At 67.6% G+C, this 17,225-nt stretch carries 18 protein-coding genes; 11 read left to right on the plus strand and 7 right to left on the minus strand.

From position 1 onward, the window contains the following. The first annotated feature begins 15 nt into the window (after positions 1-15). The 5 genes from AB4850_RS20170 to AB4850_RS20190 all read left to right on the plus strand — a co-directional run bounded on the left by AB4850_RS20170 (position 16) and on the right by AB4850_RS20190 (position 5,784). Positions 16-906 carry a CheR family methyltransferase gene (locus AB4850_RS20170; RefSeq protein WP_414444762.1) on the plus strand — a complete coding sequence of 297 codons (891 nt, stop codon included), beginning with the start codon at positions 16-18 and terminating at the stop codon, positions 904-906. Further along, positions 906-1,517, plus strand: a complete 612-nt coding sequence (locus AB4850_RS20175; protein WP_414444763.1) for a chemotaxis protein CheB — start codon at positions 906-908, stop codon at positions 1,515-1,517. The genes AB4850_RS20170 and AB4850_RS20175 overlap by 1 nt, the downstream gene beginning before the upstream one ends. Further along, entirely contained in the window at positions 1,517-2,644 is a 1,128-nt protein-coding gene (locus AB4850_RS20180; RefSeq protein ID WP_414444764.1) for a response regulator, read from the plus strand. Before AB4850_RS20175 ends, AB4850_RS20180 begins: the two co-directional genes overlap by 1 nt. A gap of 19 nt (positions 2,645-2,663) precedes the next feature. Then, the gene (locus tag AB4850_RS20185; RefSeq protein ID WP_414444765.1) at positions 2,664-5,057 is read left to right on the plus strand and encodes a PAS domain S-box protein; all 2,394 of its coding nucleotides are present in this window, start codon (positions 2,664-2,666) and stop codon (positions 5,055-5,057) included. Positions 5,058-5,247: 190 nt separating this feature from the next. Beyond that, the gene (locus AB4850_RS20190) at positions 5,248-5,784 is read left to right on the plus strand and encodes a type 1 glutamine amidotransferase domain-containing protein (RefSeq protein WP_414444766.1); all 537 of its coding nucleotides are present in this window, start codon (positions 5,248-5,250) and stop codon (positions 5,782-5,784) included. Positions 5,785-5,816: 32 nt separating this feature from the next. Here AB4850_RS20190 and AB4850_RS20195 read toward each other — a convergent pair whose 3' ends face one another. Next, positions 5,817-6,623 carry a hypothetical protein gene (locus AB4850_RS20195; protein ID WP_414444767.1) on the minus strand — a complete coding sequence of 269 codons (807 nt, stop codon included), beginning with the start codon at positions 6,621-6,623 and terminating at the stop codon, positions 5,817-5,819. Here AB4850_RS20195 and AB4850_RS20200 point away from each other — a divergent pair. Continuing rightward, a complete protein-coding gene (locus tag AB4850_RS20200; RefSeq protein WP_414444768.1) occupies positions 6,586-6,984 on the plus strand; it encodes a VOC family protein in 399 nt (132 codons plus the stop codon). The genes AB4850_RS20195 and AB4850_RS20200 overlap by 38 nt on opposite strands. Positions 6,985-7,007: 23 nt before the next feature. Here the strand turns inward: AB4850_RS20200 and AB4850_RS20205 are convergent, their stop codons facing one another. After that, positions 7,008-7,358 carry a winged helix-turn-helix transcriptional regulator gene (locus AB4850_RS20205; protein WP_414445566.1) on the minus strand — a complete coding sequence of 117 codons (351 nt, stop codon included), beginning with the start codon at positions 7,356-7,358 and terminating at the stop codon, positions 7,008-7,010. An 83-nt stretch (positions 7,359-7,441) separates the two neighbouring features. Here AB4850_RS20205 and AB4850_RS20210 point away from each other — a divergent pair, with 83 nt between their 5' ends. After that, on the plus strand, positions 7,442-8,257 hold the full coding sequence (locus AB4850_RS20210; protein WP_414444769.1) for an SDR family NAD(P)-dependent oxidoreductase: 816 nt from the start codon (positions 7,442-7,444) through the stop codon (positions 8,255-8,257). A gap of 44 nt (positions 8,258-8,301) precedes the next feature. Here AB4850_RS20210 and AB4850_RS20215 read toward each other — a convergent pair whose 3' ends face one another. Then, on the minus strand, positions 8,302-9,279 hold the full coding sequence (locus AB4850_RS20215; protein ID WP_414444770.1) for a GlxA family transcriptional regulator: 978 nt from the start codon (positions 9,277-9,279) through the stop codon (positions 8,302-8,304). A 77-nt stretch (positions 9,280-9,356) separates the two neighbouring features. On the opposite strand from AB4850_RS20215, the gene AB4850_RS20220 reads away from it, so the two are divergent. Both AB4850_RS20220 and AB4850_RS20225 read left to right on the plus strand, forming a co-directional pair. Next, positions 9,357-10,202, plus strand: coding sequence for a DJ-1/PfpI family protein (locus tag AB4850_RS20220; protein WP_414444771.1), 846 nt, complete (start codon positions 9,357-9,359; stop codon positions 10,200-10,202). A gap of 153 nt (positions 10,203-10,355) precedes the next feature. Then, entirely contained in the window at positions 10,356-11,531 is a 1,176-nt protein-coding gene (locus AB4850_RS20225) for a porin (protein WP_414444772.1), read from the plus strand. Positions 11,532-11,555: 24 nt separating this feature from the next. On the opposite strand, the gene AB4850_RS20230 is transcribed toward AB4850_RS20225, so the two are convergent. Then, positions 11,556-12,500: a LysR family transcriptional regulator gene (locus tag AB4850_RS20230; RefSeq protein WP_414444773.1), complete on the minus strand. Its 945-nt coding sequence runs from the start codon at positions 12,498-12,500 to the stop codon at positions 11,556-11,558. A 242-nt stretch (positions 12,501-12,742) separates the two neighbouring features. On the opposite strand from AB4850_RS20230, the gene AB4850_RS20235 reads away from it, so the two are divergent. Both AB4850_RS20235 and AB4850_RS20240 read left to right on the plus strand, forming a co-directional pair. After that, a complete protein-coding gene (locus AB4850_RS20235; protein WP_414444774.1) occupies positions 12,743-14,053 on the plus strand; it encodes an MFS transporter in 1,311 nt (436 codons plus the stop codon). Then, positions 14,050-15,258, plus strand: a complete 1,209-nt coding sequence (locus tag AB4850_RS20240) for a M20 aminoacylase family protein (RefSeq protein ID WP_414444775.1) — start codon at positions 14,050-14,052, stop codon at positions 15,256-15,258. The genes AB4850_RS20235 and AB4850_RS20240 overlap by 4 nt, the downstream gene beginning before the upstream one ends. 69 nt (positions 15,259-15,327) lie before the next feature. On the opposite strand, the gene AB4850_RS20245 is transcribed toward AB4850_RS20240, so the two are convergent. The 3 genes from AB4850_RS20245 to AB4850_RS20255 form a co-directional block, all read right to left on the minus strand. Continuing rightward, positions 15,328-15,909, minus strand: coding sequence for a hypothetical protein (locus tag AB4850_RS20245; RefSeq protein ID WP_414444776.1), 582 nt, complete (start codon positions 15,907-15,909; stop codon positions 15,328-15,330). A gap of 60 nt (positions 15,910-15,969) precedes the next feature. Beyond that, positions 15,970-16,488: a hypothetical protein gene (locus tag AB4850_RS20250; RefSeq protein ID WP_414444777.1), complete on the minus strand. Its 519-nt coding sequence runs from the start codon at positions 16,486-16,488 to the stop codon at positions 15,970-15,972. Between the two features lie 265 nt (positions 16,489-16,753). After that, positions 16,754-17,179 (minus strand): hypothetical protein, encoded by a 426-nt coding sequence (locus AB4850_RS20255; protein ID WP_414444778.1) that lies wholly within the window; start codon positions 17,177-17,179, stop codon positions 16,754-16,756. Positions 17,180-17,225 lie beyond the last annotated feature (46 nt).

The following is a 17,225-nucleotide window of genomic DNA, read 5'->3' on the forward strand; positions in this document are numbered from 1 at the left end:
ATGGACATCGACCGCATGAACCCCATCGATCCCGTCGATCCCGCCGCGCCGAACGATCCGGCCGGCCCCGCCGCGCCGGACGCCGAGCCGCGCCTGTCGGATTTCGATCTCGAACTGAAGCTGCTGCTCGACGCGATCTACCTGAAATACCAGCACGATTTCCGGCATTACTCGATGCCGTCGCTGCGCCGCCGTCTCACGCAGGCGCTGACGGAGTTCGGCCTGCCGAGCCTGTCGCAGTTGCAGGATCGCATCCTGCGCCGCGAGGAGGATTTCACGCGGCTGTTCCAGTTCCTGACGATCCAGGTCAGCGAGATGTTTCGTGATCCGGCCTATTTCCGCGCGCTGCGCGAACAGGTGCTGCCGATCCTGCGGACCTATCCGTCGATCAAGGTGTGGGTGGCCGGATGCAGCAACGGCGAGGAGCTGTGGTCGATGAAGATACTGTTCGAGGAGGAGGGGCTCACCGAGCGCACGATGTTCTATGCGACCGACATCAACCCCGATGCGCTGGCGCGCGCCGAAGCCGGCATCTACACGCTCGACCGCATCGCGGGGTTCTCGCGCAATTACCTGGAAGCCGGCGGCAAGCGTTCGCTGTCGGACTACTATCACGCGGCCTATGGCGGCGCGCGTTTTTCGACCCAACTGCGCGACCGGGTGGTGTTCGCCGATCACAGCCTGTCGACCGACGAGGTGTTTCTCGAGGCGCATCTGGTGTCGTGCCGCAACGTGCTGATCTACTTCGATCGCGCGTTGCAGGATCGCGCGCTGGCGCTGTTCGAGCGCACGCTGGTGCGGCGCGGCTTTCTCGGCCTCGGCATCAAGGAAAGCCTGCGCTTCTCGGGGCAGCACCCGGCGTTCGAGGATTTCCGCGAGCGCGAGCGCATTTACCGGAAACGTTGATGACCTCGTGCGCAGCTTCCTTTCCCTCCGAGCCCGCACCGCGCGCCTACGAGGCCGTGGTGATCGGCGCGTCGGCCGGCGGCGTCGAGGTGCTGGGCGTGCTGCTCGGCGCGCTGCCGCCGGATTTTGCGGCGATCGTGATGGTGGTGGTGCACTTGCCGGCCAATGCGCAGAGCCATCTGGCGCAGGCGCTGGCGCGCCATTGCCGGCTGCCGACGATCGAGCCCGATGCCGGCGAGCCGCTGCGGGGCGGGCACGTTTATCTGGCGCCGCCCGATTACCATATGCTCGCCGCCGACGACTGCACGGTGGCGCTGTCGGTGGATGCCCGGGTGGGGTTCTCGCGGCCGTCGATCGACGTGCTGTTCGAATCGGCCGCGTATCGATTTCGCAGCCGCCTGCTGGGCTTGCTGCTGTCGGGCGCCAACGACGACGGCGCGGCCGGCCTGGCCTGCATTCGCGCCGCGGGCGGCACGGCCTGGGTGCAGCAACCGGAGACGGCGGAGGCGCCCACCATGCCGCGCGCGGCGATCGCGCGCGGGGCCGCCGACGCCATCCTTTCACCGCTCGCGATGGCCAACCGGCTGGCGAGTTTGCCTGTTTACTCCTGATGCACACCATGGCTTCTGTCAACATTCTCATTGTGGACGACATCGCCCACAACATCACGGCGTTGCAGGCCCTGCTTGCCCGGGATGGCGTCAACCTGCTGGTGGCGCAATCGGGAACCGCGGCGCTGGAATTGCTGCTGGTGCATGACGTCGCGCTGGCGCTGCTCGACGTCAACATGCCCGACATGAACGGCTTCGAGCTGGCCACGCTGATGCGCGGCAGCTCGCGCACCGCCCACGTGCCGATCATCTTCCTGACCGCCACCTCGGAAGAGGCGTCGCGCACGTTTCGCGGCTACGAGGCCGGCGCGGTCGATTTCCTCTACAAGCCGATCAATGCGGCGATCCTGAAGGCGAAGGTCGAGGTGTTCGTGCAGCTGGAGCGGCACAAGCGGCTGCTGGCCGAGGAGTTGCAGACCACCCGCGACCTGCTCGAAGCGAACGAGATGCTGATGGCGGTGCTCGGCCACGACCTGCGCACGCCGCTCGGCGCGGTGCTGGCCTCGGCCGAATACCTGCTGCGCGATCCGGCCGGCACGCAGACGGCCACCGTGGCGAACCGCATCAAGACCAGCTCGCTGCGCATGGCGCGCATGGTGCATCAGTTGCTGAACCTGGCGCGCCTGCAAGGCGGCCGGCTGCAGATGCAGCGGCAGCCCGCGCAATTGGGCGCGCTGTGCCGCGCGGTGGCGGACGAATTCCGCACCAGCGAGGGCGGCGACCGGATCGTCGTGACCGAGCGCGGCGATTGTGCCGGCGTGTGGGATGGCGACCTGCTGTGGCAGGCCGTGTCCAACCTCGTCAGCAACGCGCTGCAATACGGCGCGGCGGACAGCCCGGTGACGGTCGATGTGGATGGCGAGGCCGCGGGCCGGGTGGTGGTGAAGGTGCGCAATCGCGGCGTGATCGCGGCGAACGTGGTGCCGCACCTGTTCGAGGCCTTCGGGCCGGGCGCGGCCGGCTCGCCCAAGCGCGCGGGCCTGGGCCTCGGCCTGAACATCGTCCAGAAGGTGATCCAGATGCACAAGGGCACGGCGCGCGTGGAGACGCACGAAGCCGATCACACCACGTTCCGTCTCGATCTGCCGCGCTTCGACGAAGCCGGCGAGCTTCGGCCGCTGGTCTAGATCCAACGCGAATCCAATCATGACAAGTACAACGACCTATCAAGCCGGTCCGGCGGGGGACTGGGAGCGCCAATGGGTGCAGACGACCGGGGATTACTCGATCTGCACGCTGGCGCCGGACGGCCGCATCCTGAGCTGGAATCGCGGCGGCGAACGCATTCACGACTGCCGGAGCGCCGATATCGTCGGCCGGCACTTTTCCGGGTTCTATCCGGAGCACGACCGCGCGGCCGGCGTGCCCGGCCGTGCGCTGGCCGAGGCCGTCGAACACGGCCACCATGCCGGCCTCGGCTGGCGCCTGCGCAGCGGCGGCGCGCCGTTCTGGGCCAGCGTCGTGATGACCGCGCTGCGCGGCGACGACGGCACGCTGCTGGGCTTCGTCGAGGTCGTGCGCGACCTCAGCGACGAGAAGGCGGCCTACGACGCGGCGCTCGAGAACGAGCGCCAGTTCCGGCTGCTGGTGCAGGGCGTGGTGGATTACGCGATCTTCATGCTGTCGCCCGACGGCCGCGTGGTGAGCTGGAACCCGGGCGCCGAGCGCATCAAGGGCTATACGGCCGGGCAGATCGTCGGCTCGCATTTCTCGCGCTTCTACACGCCCGAAGATGTGGCGGATCGCGTGCCGGAGCGTGCGCTCGCGACGGCGCGCGACGAAGGGCGCTTCGAGGCGGAAGGCTGGCGCGTGCGGCGCGACGGCAGCCGCTTCCTCGCCCATGTCGTGATCGACGTGATTCGGCACGACGACGTGATCGTGGGCTTCGCCAAGGTGACGCGCGACATCACGGAGCGCCGCAAGGCCGCCGAGCAGCTCGACCAGGCGCGCGCCGCGCTGTTCCAGTCGCAGAAGATGGAGGCGCTCGGCCAGTTGACGGGCGGCGTCGCCCACGATTTCAACAACGTGCTGCAGGTGCTGCGCGGCAATCTCGATCTGCTCACGCATCGCCACGAGCACGACCCGTGGACGCTCGAACGGCTGCAAAAGGCGATCGACGCGACCGAGCGCGGCTCGCGGCTCGCCGCGCATCTGCTGGCGTTCGGCCGGCAGCAGGCGCTGCAACCGCTGGTGGTGAGCCCCGAGCGCCAACTGCGCGAGATGGACGCCCTGCTGCGCCGCACGCTCGGCGACGCCATCGAGATCGATACGGTGGTTGCGCCGGGCCTGGGGTATGCGATGCTCGATCCGCACCAATTCGAGAACGCCGTGCTCAATCTCGCCGTCAACGCGCGCGAGGCGATGCCCGAGGGCGGCAAGCTGACGCTCGAACTGTCGAACGAGACGCTCGACGAGGGCTACGTCGCGGCCGAGCCCGACGTGCTGCCGGGCCAGTACGTGATGCTGGCCGTGACCGACAACGGCGTGGGCATGTCGCACGACGTGCTGGCCCGCGCGTTCGATCCGTTCTTCAGCACCAAGCCGGAAGGCATCGGCACGGGCCTGGGCCTCAGCATGGCCTACGGCTTCGTCAAGCAGAGCGGCGGGCATATCCGCATCTACAGCGAGGTCGGCTACGGCACCACCGTGAAGGCATATTTCCCGATGACGTACGAGGCGCTCGCCGCCGCGCCGTGCGCCGCGCCCGAGACGCCGCAGCAGGGCAGCGAGACGGTGCTGGTGGTGGAGGACGACCTGTCGGTGCAGTCCACCGTGATCGACACGCTGACGGGGCTCGGCTACGAGGTGCTGAAGGCCAGCGACGCGCATCAGGCGCTGGCCGTGATCGGCAGCGGCGCGCGCATCGACGTGCTGTTTACCGACGTGGTGATGCCGGGGCCGTTGAGCAGCCCGGAGATGGCGCGTCTGGCCAAGCAGCAGTTGCCCGCGCTCAAGGTGCTGTTCACGTCGGGCTACACGCGCAATGCGATCGTGCACGGCGGCCGGCTGGACCCCGGCGTCGAGCTGTTGAGCAAGCCGTACAGCCGCCAGCAACTGGCGACCCGGCTGCGCCGGCTGTTGAGCGCGGCTGGCGAGGCGGCGGCACCGGCGGCGCCGGTGATGGCGAGCGAGCCGATCGCGGTGGAACCGGCTGCATCGCCTGCACCGGCCTTCGACGCGGCCGCCGCGAAGCGCGTGCTGGTGGTCGACGACGATATCGATTCGCTGGAGGCCACCGCCATGCTGCTGGAGATGAATGGCCTGACGGTGCTCAAGGCCGACCATCCGCGCAAGGCGCTCGAGCTGCTCGAAACCGAGCCGTGCGGCGTCCTGCTGACCGATCTGGCCTTGCCCGACATCGACGGCATGGAACTGGCGCGTCTGGCGTTCGCGCGGTATCCGGGCATCGGCGTGATTTTCGCGTCGGGCCACGCCGTGTCGCGGATGCAGGCGTTCGATTTCGCCTGGACCGCGTTGCAGAAGCCGTTCGATGCGGACCAGTTGTTCGACGCGGTGGAGCGGATCGTTCGAGGCGCGTGACGGCTGTTGGGCGTTCGGCGGCTGGGGTCGGGTCCGCTGAACGCCGCCGGGTAAATTCTGCAAGCCGTGTAGCAATCACCCGGGGCGCGTCGCCCGCGCCTCGTGCCCGCGTCGCGTTTGCCGGGCACCGTCGTTGCTCGATATGTCGTGACGGCCGATACGGAGCCGCAAACGAGAACAGGAGCACGTCATGGCAAACGCACTCGACCAACGCAAGATCGCGATCCTCGCGGTGGACGGATTCGAGGAAGTCGAACTGACCGAGCCGCAGCGCGCGCTGGCGGCCGAAGGCGCGCAGGTGCACGTGATTTCGACGCAGCACGGCGAGATCCAGGGTTTCCGGCACGTCGACAAGGGCGCGCGCGTCAAGGTGGACCGCACGTTCGACGAGGCGAGCGCGGCCGACTACGACGCGGTGGTGTTGCCGGGCGGCGTCGTCAACGGCGACGCAATCCGCATGGTGGACGAGGCGCGCCGCTTCGTGACCGAGGCCACCCGGGCCGACAAGCCGATCGCCGTGATCTGCCATGGCGGCTGGCTGCTGGTGTCGGCCGGCGTGGTCGGCGGACGCAGGATGACGAGCTGGCCGAGCCTGCAGGACGACATCCGCAACGCGGGCGGCACCTGGGTGGATGAACCCGTGGTGCGCGACGGTTCGCTGATTTCGAGCCGCAAGCCGGATGATCTGAAGGCTTTCAATGCGGCGCTGATCGACAGCCTCGCCTGAACGCGGGCGGGGCCGGTCGATTCACGGCTGATTCACCGCGCCTCGTTCACGCGCCCGTTGCCGAACATCGTCCGGTAATAGGCGCGCCCGGCCGCCAACGGCGCATCGAAGTCGAAACCGCGTGCGAGCATGTTTTGCAGGTCCGCATGCGCGATCTTCATGACGTAGCCGGATTCGGTCGCCACCAGCCGGCAGCGTGCGCCGTTCGCCACCGTCCGGTTGAACCATTGCCCCGCCTCGCCGCGCCCGGCGCGTTCGGCCCGGCCGTCGTGTTCGACTGCCCAGCCGCCGTCGAGCAGTATCCAGTCATCCGAAGCGTTTTCGCTGCCGCCGGCGCGGCACGCATCGACGACGGACCCTTCCCGCACCTGCCATTCCTTCGAATGCGCGATCACCCATTGCAACTGCTCGGTCGACAGCGCCGTGAAGAACGGCGTGCGGCGCAGCAGGAACAGGTAGGTGACGGACGGTTTCATCGACATCTGGCCGGCCGCATCGGGTTCGGCCTGCGCATGGCATCCCGCCGTCGAGGCGAGCAGCGTGGAGGCAAGGCACAGGGCGAACAGGGGGCGAAGTCGCAGGAGAAGCAGGGCGATGGGCTTGGGCATGGCGGGCGGTTGGGTGGCGAAGTCGCATCGCATGATGGGCCGGCCCGCGCCGCGTGTCATTGCCGTGCGCGAAGTTCTGAATTCAACCGGCGCGAATGAAGCGTGCGTTGCCCGGTTGCCGTGCTGCTGACAGCACGGTGTCAGCAGCCTCCTCGTAGCATGCGCCGACACATCGACTTCAGGAGGAAACCCCATGGACTTCGTCTCGACCCGCATCATCACCGACGACATTCGCCGGCTGGTCGGCTTCTACGAAACGCTCGGCCTCACGGCCACCTGGTACACCGACGATTTCGCCGAACTGGCGTCGCCGTCGTGCACGCTGGCGGTCGGCAGCAAGCGCACCATGGACCTGTTCGGCGCGGGCGCGGCCACGCCCGGCAGCAACCGCGCGATGATCGTCGAGTTTCGCGTGGACGACGTCGACGCGGCGTTCGCGCGGCTCGAACCGCATCTGGCCGACATCGTGCAGATGCCGGTCACGCAGCCGTGGGGCAACCGCTCGGTATTGTTTCGGGATCCCGACGGCAATCTCGTCAACCTGTTCACGCCCGTGACCGAGGATGCGATTCGCAAGTTCGCGAAGGCTTGAGCGGTGAGTTCGCCATGCCGTGCTCACGCCGGATGGCGCGCCGAGAACTGCCGCGCGGCAATCAGCACCGGCAGCAACTGCCGGCCCCGCTCCGTCAACTGATATTCGACGCGCAACGGCTTCTCGCCGAAATCGATGCGCTCGATCAGGCCGTCGGCCGCCAGTTCGCGAAGGTGCTGGGTCAGCATCTTCTGCGAGATGCCGGGCAGGTCGCGTTTCAACTGCAAGGTGCGCAGCGCCGGATCGGCGTAGAGCCGGAACAGGATCGGCAGCTTCCAGCGCCCGTGGATCATGCGGATCACGCGCGCGACATGCGCGACCGAGCCGTCCGGGCCGAGGCAGGCCTCGCGCGCTTCGGGCGAGATGGGGGCCATGGGCACCGAAAAGTGCGTACTTGTTTCGTTCACTCGTGCTCCCTATCGTGGCGTCTTCGTTGACGAAGCGTGAGGGATAGGCGATGGATTTGCAATTGCGCGGCAAGACGGCGCTGGTGACGGGAAGCAGCAAGGGCATCGGCGAGGCGCTGGCCAGGACGCTCGCGCGGGAAGGGGCGTTGGTGGTGGTGCATGGCCGCGATGCCGGGCTGGCCGCGCGCGTGGCCGGCGAGATCGCCGGGCAGGGCGGCCGGGCCGCGTTCGTGACGGGCGACCTGACGGACGACGACGCGGTGCGGCGGCTGGTCGACGATGCGCAGGCCCGCGCCGGACGCATCGATATCCTGATCAACAACGCGGGCGGCTCGGGCGGCTCGCGTGACGATTGGAACACGACGCAGGCCGGCGCGTGGGCGTCGGCCTACGACCGCAACGTGCTGGCCGCGGTGCGCGTCGCCACGCGGCTGCTGCCGGCGATGCGCGCGGCCCGCTGGGGGCGCGTGATCAATATTTCGAGCCTGGCCGCGACCATCCCGCCGCCCAGCGCGCCCGACTACTCGGCCAGCAAGGCCGCGATCAATGCACTGACCTCGTCGATGGCGAAGGCCGTGGCGGCCGACGGCGTGACGGTCAACGCCGTTTCGCCGGGCACGATCCACAGCGCCGCGCTCGATGCACGGTTTCGCGAGGTGGCCGCCGAGCGCGGGCTGGCCGAGCGCGACGGCGCGTGGGAGGCGATCGAGCGGGCCGTGCTGCCGAGCTTCGCGCAGGTGCCGATGGGGCGGGTCGGGCGGCTCGACGAGATCGCCGACGCCGTGGCGTTTCTTGCCAGCCCGCTCGCGGGCTACATCACGGGGGTGAATCTGCGGATCGATGGCGGGTTGTCGCCGGGGTTGTAACGCACCGCCACCAAGCACATGCATTGGCTTCGCGCTGCTTGCGACTACGACGCCTCGTGCTTCTCGCTGAAGCGCTGCCGCCACTGCGTCGGCCCGATCGAGAACTGCCGGACGAACGCATTGCGCAGGCGCTCTTCGCGGCCGAAGCCGGTGCGTCGCGCCACTTCCGACAGCGAATACGTGGTGGAGGTCAGCAGCGATTGCGCGCGTTCGAGGCGCAGGCCTTGCAGCGCCTTGCCGGGCGGCATGCCGATCTTCTCGGTGAAATGGCGGATGAAGGTGCGTGGCGACATGCCGGCCTCGTCGGCCAGGTCGGTCACCTTCAGCGGCCGGTGCAGGTTCTTGCCGAGCCAGTCGAACAGCGTGCCGAAGCCGTCGGCGGTTTGCAGCGCCAGCGGCGTGCTGAATTGCGCCTGCCCGCCCGAGCGCCGCATGTACACCACCAGCCGCCGCGCGGCGAGCGCCGCCAGCGCGTTGCCGAAATCCGCCTCGACCATCGCCAGCGCGAGATCGATGCCGGCCGTCACGCCGGCCGAGGTCCAGACCCGGCCGTCTCGCACCCAGATCGGATCGGGCTGCACCTCCACCGACGGGAATTCCCGCGCCAGCGCCGCGCACGCGCGCCAGTGGGTGGCCGCCTTGCGCCCCGCGAGCAACCCGGCCTCGGCCAGCAGGAACGCGCCGGTGCAGACCGAACACACCCGCTCGGCGCGCTCGGCCAGCGCCCTGACTTGCCGCACGATCTCGGGCGACTTGCGCGCCGCCTGCACGCCCGGGCCGCCGGGGATCACGAGCGTGTCGAAGCGCCCGTCGGGCAACGGCTCGGTCAGCACCGTCATGCCGCCTTGCAGCCCGCGCGGGCCGCCATCCTCGGACACCACGCTGCATCGGTAACGCTCGACCATCGCCTCCTCGCTGGCGGTGTCGAAGGTCTGGAGCGGGCCGGACACGTCGATCGGCTGGGCGCCGTCGAACACGAAAATCACGATCCGGCGAGGGGGCGGGGAGGCAAGGGCGGGCATTGGCAAAAAATACGCGTTTTCTGTCTTTTTTGCCAGTAAGCGGGCTGATTCAATGGCGTCACCACTCGGAGGATTCCATGACCCCATCGCTCGAACTCGCCCCCCAAACCCGAACCGCCGGCCTGCTGCTGTTCCCGGACATGACGCAACTGGACTTGACCGGCCCGCTCGAAGTGCTCGGCCGGCTGCCCGGCTGGCGCGTGGAAATCGTCGCGCCGAGTCGCGCGCCGGTGCGCACCGACAAAGGCCTGGTGATCCAGCCCGACGCCGATTTCGCCGGCGCGTCCGCCTACGACCTGTTCGTCGTGCCGGGCGGCCCCGGCACGGACGAGGCGATGCTCGATCCGCAGATCGTCGGCTTCGTGCGCGAACGCGCGCTTGCCGCCAAGTACATCTTCGGCATCTGCACCGGTTCGCTGCTGCTCGGCGCGGCCGGCCTGCTGAACGGCCGCCGTGCGGGCGGCCACTGGCAGGCGCGCGGCCTGTTGAGCCGGTTCGGCGCGATCCCCAGCGACCAACGCCTGACGATCGACGGCAACCTCTACACGTCGGGCGGCGTCACGGCCGGCATCGACATGGCTCTGCGCGTGGCCGCCGAAGTGGCCGGCGAGGACGTCGCCCAGCAGATCCAGTTGCAGATCGAATACGACCCGGAGCCGCCGTTCCAGGCCGGCACGCCGTTCGTCGCGCCGCGCGCGATCGTCGAGCGGGCGTTGCAGGCCACGGCGGTGCGCCGCGCGATTCGCGCGGCCGCCGTCGAAAAGGCGGCTCGCGGCAGTGGCGGGCTGAGGCATATGCCGTCAACAGGGCGCGGCCATGTCTCCACGCCTACGCCGAAGCTGCGCGCCGTCGAGCGCGCTCGACAATCAGACCGTGGAATTGAACCCCGCGCCGGAGGTGTTCCGGATGACGTGAAGCCCTAGCGCCGTCATGCCGCGCTATGCCCGCGAGGCATAGCGCACCCAGTTTTTAGGTAATACCCGCGATTTTTGATCGCCACTACCATCCCCTTTCCTGAAATCGTCAGGAATAACTAATCAGTAGTTCTATACGAATTCGATCAAGGGGATTGGAGCATGAAGAAGCTGTTGATCACCATCGCGGTGCTGGGCGCGATGACGGAAGCCGCGCATGCGCAGGGCAGCGTGACCTTGTACGGGATTATCGACGAAGGCATCAACTACACGTCGAACGCGGGCGGCCATTCGCTGTACAACCTGTCGTCGGGGATGCTGCAGGGCAGCCGGTTCGGCCTGCGCGGCGAGGAGAACCTGGGCGGCGGGCTGAAGGCGGTATTCACGCTGGAGAACGGCTTCGACGTGAACAGCGGCAAGCTCGGGCAGGGCGGCCTGATGTTCGGCCGGCAGGCGTTCGTCGGGCTCGCCAGCGAGCGCTTCGGGCGCGTCACGTTGGGCCGGCAATACGATTCGGTGGTCGATTATGTCGGCATCCTGAGCGTGGCCGATGCATGGGGCGGCACGATCGCAGCGCATGCGGGCGACATCGACAACTTCAACAACTCGTATCGCACCAACAACACGGTCAAGTACGTCGGCCCGCGCTACGGCGGCTTCACGTGGGGCGGCACCTACAGCGTCGGCGGCGTGGCGGGCAGCGTGTCGCAGAACCAGATCTGGTCGCTCGGCGCGGGCTACGCGGGCGGGCTGGTCACGTTGGGTATCGGCTATCTGAACGCGCGCACGCCGTCGAACCTGGGCGGCCTGTTCGGCAACAGCACGTCGGCTGCCACGCCGGCTGTCGTCAGCAATCCGATCTATTCCGGCTACGCGTCCGCCAATTCGTACCAGGTGATCGCGCTCGGCGGCACCTATGCGATCGGCGCGGCCACGCTCGGCGCGACCTACTCGAACGTGCGCTTCCTCGACCTCGGCGGCAACGGCGCCACCGGCTTCCGCGCGGGCGGCAGCGCTACTTTCAACAACGCGGAACTGAGCCTGCGCTATCAACTGACGCCGGCGCTGCTGCTGGCCTCCGGCTTCGACTACACGCGCAGCAATGCGGTGACGCTGGCCAACGGCGCGAGCAATGCCGGCGCGCGTTACTACCAGGGCGAGATCGGTGCGGACTACGCATTGTCGAAGCGGACCGACGTGTATTTTTCGGCCGTGTATCAGAAGGCGTCGGGCCACGATTCGACGGGCAAGGATGCGGTGGCGGCGCTCACGAGCCTGAGCGCTTCGTCCACCGATCATCAGGCCGCCGTGCATCTCGCGATCCGCCACAAGTTCTGATCGCGGACCGCCGGGCGCCGCCTCTCAGGCCGGCACGCCGGCCTGCTGCGGCGCTTCGCCGGCCCATGTCGCATACGGGTCGAACGGCACGCGCGGTTCCATGTCGCGGATGAAGCGTGCGAGCGGCCCGTTCAGTTGATCGCGCTTCCAGACGAATTCGACCGGGTAGGTCAGCGTTAGCTCCGGGTGCGCGATCAGCGCGGTGGACGACGGGCAGCAATGCAGCGCGCTGTCGGGCACGATCGAATAGCCGAACCCGGCGGCCACCAGCCCGAGAATCATGGTGGTGTCGCCGCCGACCTGCACGATGTTCGGCGTGAACCCGGCAAGCTGGCATTGACGGATCAGGAAGTCGTAGTAGGCGGGCGAGGTGTCGCGATCGAACCAGACGCACGGCAGTTGCGCGAGATCGGACAGCCGTTCGGGCACCTCCATCGTGATGCCGCCCCGCTTCGGCACGGCGATGCGCAGCCCGCAATCGAACACGGTGATGGCGTCGAAGCGCGTGTCGCGCACATCGCGCCAGCCGAGAAAGCCGCCGTCGAGTTCGCCGTTGGCCAGCGCCGTCAGTTGCAGGGACGACAGCATCGGTTCCACCCGCAGCGAGATGGCCGGTTGCGCTTCGCGAAACCGGTTGAACTGCGAGAGGATCGCCGGGTGCCAGCTATAGGCGGGCGACAGCCCGAGCCGCAGCGCGCCCGCGCTGCCTTGCGCGACGCGCAGCGCGCGTTGCCGCGCCGACTGAAAATCGATCAGCAGCTTTCTCGCATCCAGCGCAAATTGTTCGCCCGCCGCCGTCAGCTCGACGCCGCGCGCGCTGCGCGAAAACAGCGGCGCGCCCAATTCCTCTTCCAGATCGCGGATCTGCCGGCTCAAGGCCGGCTGCACGATGTGCAACTGCCGCGCGGCGGCCGCCACGCTGCCCGAATCGGCCACCGCGAGAAAGTAACGAACGTGTCGGATATCCATGTGAAATGCGGGAATCGAAGTGCTTGAAGAAATGCCTGGAGTCTTGCATGCCAAAAGCATTCCGGCCAGCCGGGAGCGACCCGCGACCCGCCGCGCGCGGCGGGTCGAAAACCCTTGCCGGATCGGCGTTTTCCCTCGGGGTATGCCTTTCGGGTATCCCCGCTATTTTTGAATAGTATGGCGGCGGCGAGGGGGGCGGACGGTAGATTGAGGCCTATTCCAACATCGACAGAACCGCTCCCATGAACCGCTCCGGTGCACTCCACGACCCAGCCGCGTCCTCCGAACGCAGGACCTTTGCGGCCGCCTCGGTCGGCAATCTGCTCGAAATCTACGACTTCATTGCCTACGGCATTTTCGCGGTGCCGATTTCGCGCACCTTCTTCGCTACGCAGTCCGAATTCAGTTCGCTGCTGCTGACGTTCATGACGTTCGCGGTGGGCTTCGCCGCACGCCCGTTCGGCGCACTGGTGCTGGGCCGCTATGCGGACCGCGCCGGCCGCCGCCGCGCGTTGAGCCTGACGCTGGTGCTGATGGCGGCCAGCACGCTGGTGCTGGCGGTCTGCCCGTCGTATGCGTCGATCGGCGTGGCCGCGCCGGTGATCGTGGTGTGCGGACGCCTGCTGCAAGGCTTTTCGGCCGGCGGCGAGATCGGCGGCTCGGTCGCGCTGCTTATCGAGAACGCGCCGCAGCAGCGGCGCGGCTTCGCCTCGTCGTTCCAGCAGATGTCGCAGGGCGGCGGCGTGATGCTCGCCGGGCTGGTGGGCATGGCGCTCACGCACCTGTTCAGCGATGCGCAGATCAACGCGGGCGCGTGGCGTCTCGCGTTCGTGTTCGGCGTGCTGATCGGGCCGGTGGGCTGGTACGTGCGCCGCTCGATTCCGGAAACGCCGGCGTTCGAACGCGCCAGCCGGCAGCGCGCCGAGGCGCTGGTGCCGCAACTCGTGCAATACCGCTGGCGGCTGATCGGCGGCGTCGCGATCATGGTGTTCTGGACCATCGCGACCTACGTGTCGAACTATTTCACCACCTACTCGGTGCGCGAGCTGCACATGAGCCTGTTCGACAGCTACCTCGGGCAACTGGCGTACGGCGTCACGATGGTGGTCGCGTGCCCGCTGGTGGGCCTGCTGTCGGACCGGATCGGCGTGCGTCGCCCGATGCTGTTCGGCGCGCTGCTCACGGCGCTGGGCGCGTATCCGATGTTCCTGTTCCTGGCCCGGCACCCGGATCGCCTCTCGCTGATGGCCGTGCAATCCGTCATCGCGCTGTTGCTGGCCTGCTACGCGGCGTGCGCCTCGAACGTGCTGGCCGGCGTGTTTCCGGTGCGGTTCCGCGCCACCGGCGTGGGCCTGTCGTATGCCACCGGCGTGACGCTGTTCGGCGGCCTGACGCCGCTGATCGTCACCACCCTGATCAACGCAACCGGCGACAAGCTGGTGGTGGGCTACTACCTGGCCGCCGCCGCGCTCGTCAGTTGCATTCCGGTCGCGCTGTCCGCGCGCGCCGGCTCGAATTCCGAACAACCGGCGCATGGCGCCCTGACCGAATGACCTTCCTGAACGACCCGCGCCTCGGCGCCATCGAATCCGATCTGATCCGTATCCGACGACATCTGCATGCCCACCCCGAACTGCGCCACGAGGAGCAGCACACCGCCGACTACGTCGCGCGGCTGCTGACGAGCTGGGGCATCGACGTGGAGCGCGGCATCGGCGGCCACGGCCTGGTGGGCGTGCTGCGCTGCGGACGCGGCGCCCGCTCGATCGGCTTGCGCGCCGACATGGACGCGCTGCCGATCCACGAGCTGAACCGCTTCGCCCATGCCTCGCGCCATCCCGGCAAGATGCACGCGTGCGGCCACGACGGCCACACCGCCATGCTGCTCGGCGCGGCGCGCTACCTGGCCGAGCAGCGCGATTTCGACGGCACCGTCAATTTCATTTTCCAGCCGGCCGAGGAGGGCGGCGCCGGCGCGCGCCTGATGATCGAGGACGGCCTGTTCGAGCGCTGCCCGATGGACGCCGTGTTCGGCGCGCACAACTGGCCCGGCATCGCGGCCGGCAGCTTTGCGTTGCGGCCCGGCCCGATCATGGCGTCGAGCAACACGTTCGCCGTGGAGCTGACCGGCGCCGGCGCGCACGCCGCGCAGCCGCATCGCGCGGCCGACCCGGTGGTGGCCGCCACGGCGCTGGTGCAGGCGTGGCAGAGCGTGGTCGCGCGCAATATCGATCCGAACGAGGCGGCGGTGCTGTCCGTCACGGAGATCCATGCCGGCAGCGCGATCAACGTGATTCCGGGGCACGCGACGTTGAGCGGCACGGTGCGCGCGTTCAAGCCCGAGGTGCTCGACCGCATCGAGCAGCGCATGCGCGAGCTGGCACGGGGCATCGCCTCGGCCTACGAGATGCGGCTCGATTTCACGTTCGACCGCATGTATCCGGCGCTCGTCAATCATCGCGACGAGACGGCCTTCGCGGCCGGCGTGCTCGAATCGGTGTTCGGCGCGGCGAGCGTGGATGCCGAGGTGGCGCCGCAGATGCCGTCCGAGGATTTCGCGTTCTACATGCAGCATCGGCCCGGCTGCTACGTGTTCATCGGCAACGGCGACGGCTCGGAGCACGGCCAGTGCGGTTGCGCGATTCCGCTGCACAACCCCAATTACGATTTCAACGATGCGCTGCTGAAGCCGGGCATGGCGTGGTGGGTGTCGCTGGTGAAGGCGTGGTTGCCGAAGGTGGCGGCGAAGGCGGCCTGAGGCCGTTGGAACGAACCGGGCATGACCGGCGCGGCCTGAGCGTGCGGCACGCCGCCGATCCCGTCGGCCTCAGTGCCGATACAGGTTCGCAAAGAACGGATCGGGAGCGGGCGGGCGCGCCGGCACGCGATAGGCGACGCGCTGGATCGGGCGGCGCGGCGCGGCGTGAAGCCGCGTCGACACCTTCCAGCTGCGCACTGCCGCACGCGGCGCCGCGTGCGGGCGTGCCGCCGCCAACGCCACGGCGGGCGCGGCGGCCAGCGTGGCCGCCGCTGCCGTGCTCATCACCGACGGCGTGGCCGACACCTGCGCCAACGCCGCATCGCCTTGCAGCGCTCGCGCGGCCTCGCTGGCCTGGCCCATGCATTCCCATTGCCGGGCCTGCGCGCAATCGAGCGCCTGTGCCAGCAACAGCCCGGCCGGCGCGTCGCCCACCAGGAGCGGCGGGGTCGCGCTGACCGTGCCGATGATCGGCTCGCCATCCGACGTAGCCGGCGCTTCGGTCTCCGAAGAATGCCAGAAGGCGTGCGTCGGGTTGTAGCGCAGCCCCGCGCTCAATGCGATCAGATAGAACACCAGACTCAACGCGACGGTCCAGCCGATGCGCGGCGCGCTGACGAGCGAGATGCGCGGTTGATCGGATGTGCTCATGGTTGTCTTGCCTCCTCGTGGGGTGTCCCTGCTTGGGTCGAACGGCGCGAAGCCGGTGCGTTACCAGGTGATGCGTGCGTCGAGGTCGCCGGTCTTGACGATGTCGAACTTCATGGCTCCCTGGTAGGTGGCCTCGACGCGGTATTCCGCATCGGGCAGCGAGAACCGGCAATTCGGCCCGGCCGCGACGAAATCCATCAGCACGCGGCCATGGCGGCGCACCTTGACGGCCACGTCGGACGGCGGCGCAGCCGTGTTCGAGGCGGCGAAATTCACGCCGAGGTTGAACGGGTGCTGCGGATCGGGCGCATGCACCTGCTTGTCGATGTCGGCGTTGCCGCAGACGTAATAGAGCATCGGCCGGGGTGTCTTGGCGCTTGCCGGGCCGGGCGTCGACGAGGCTGCCGGGGGCGTTGCGGCTGCCACGGCCGGGGGCGGCGTGATCGTGGCCGGTTGCGCGCCTTCGCCTACCGGGTGGGCGATCTGCGCGCCCGCCGGCAGGACGGATGCCGCCAAGGTGGTGGCAAGACACCACTGGCTTGCACGCACCCAATTAATTCTCGTGATGAATGCCGCCATTGGCTTCTCCGTCGTTAAAGAGCAATCAGGATACGGACGAGAAGAATGAAATGCAAACATCATAGGCGGCTCAGTAAATATTTCTAATTTGAATCCGGAATAAGAATTAATGACCGATGAAGCTGAAGCCGATCAGTAATCGATTCTGATTGTAACCGGGGTAACGAGATGAAACGTTTCGGGAATCGTTTCAATCCCGCCGATTAGAATGTTTTCCTGTATCGGTAGTGGCATGGTCGTTTGAATATGCTTTAAAAGAGAATCTTTAAAGCTTGTTTGACGATTTGCCGTTATTGGCGGCTGCTTTCATCCAAGCTGAGCCGCATCCCCATCGACGTTCCAGAAGTCGATGACGCGCCGCGTCGGCGCTTCCTGTCCGGCCTTTGCGCTCTTCGTGCGACGGCCGGTTCCCTTGGCGTTCGCCATTATGTGGCGATTGCGATTCGTTCGAATCGGCGGGGATTATTCGCCAATCGCGATGAAAGCGTAAGGGTGTGGACTGATAAAAAACCAGGCTGACTTTATATGACGACAAACTCGATATATCGAATCCCGCAAAAAAGCATGGTCGATGCCGGTCGCCCCTTTGTTGCCTGCCGTGATTTTCCTTGATTCGTGAAGATGTTGAGATTTTGTCAAATTTCAATGCAATGACCTGATTCGCCGTTTGCCGGTGATAGGTCATTTTCACCGATCGCGTGCCTGTTTTACCGACGGAACGCTTTAAAGGGAAATCG

This window comes from Burkholderia sp. 22PA0106 (assembly GCF_047497155.1).
Lineage (GTDB): Bacteria > Pseudomonadota > Gammaproteobacteria > Burkholderiales > Burkholderiaceae > Burkholderia.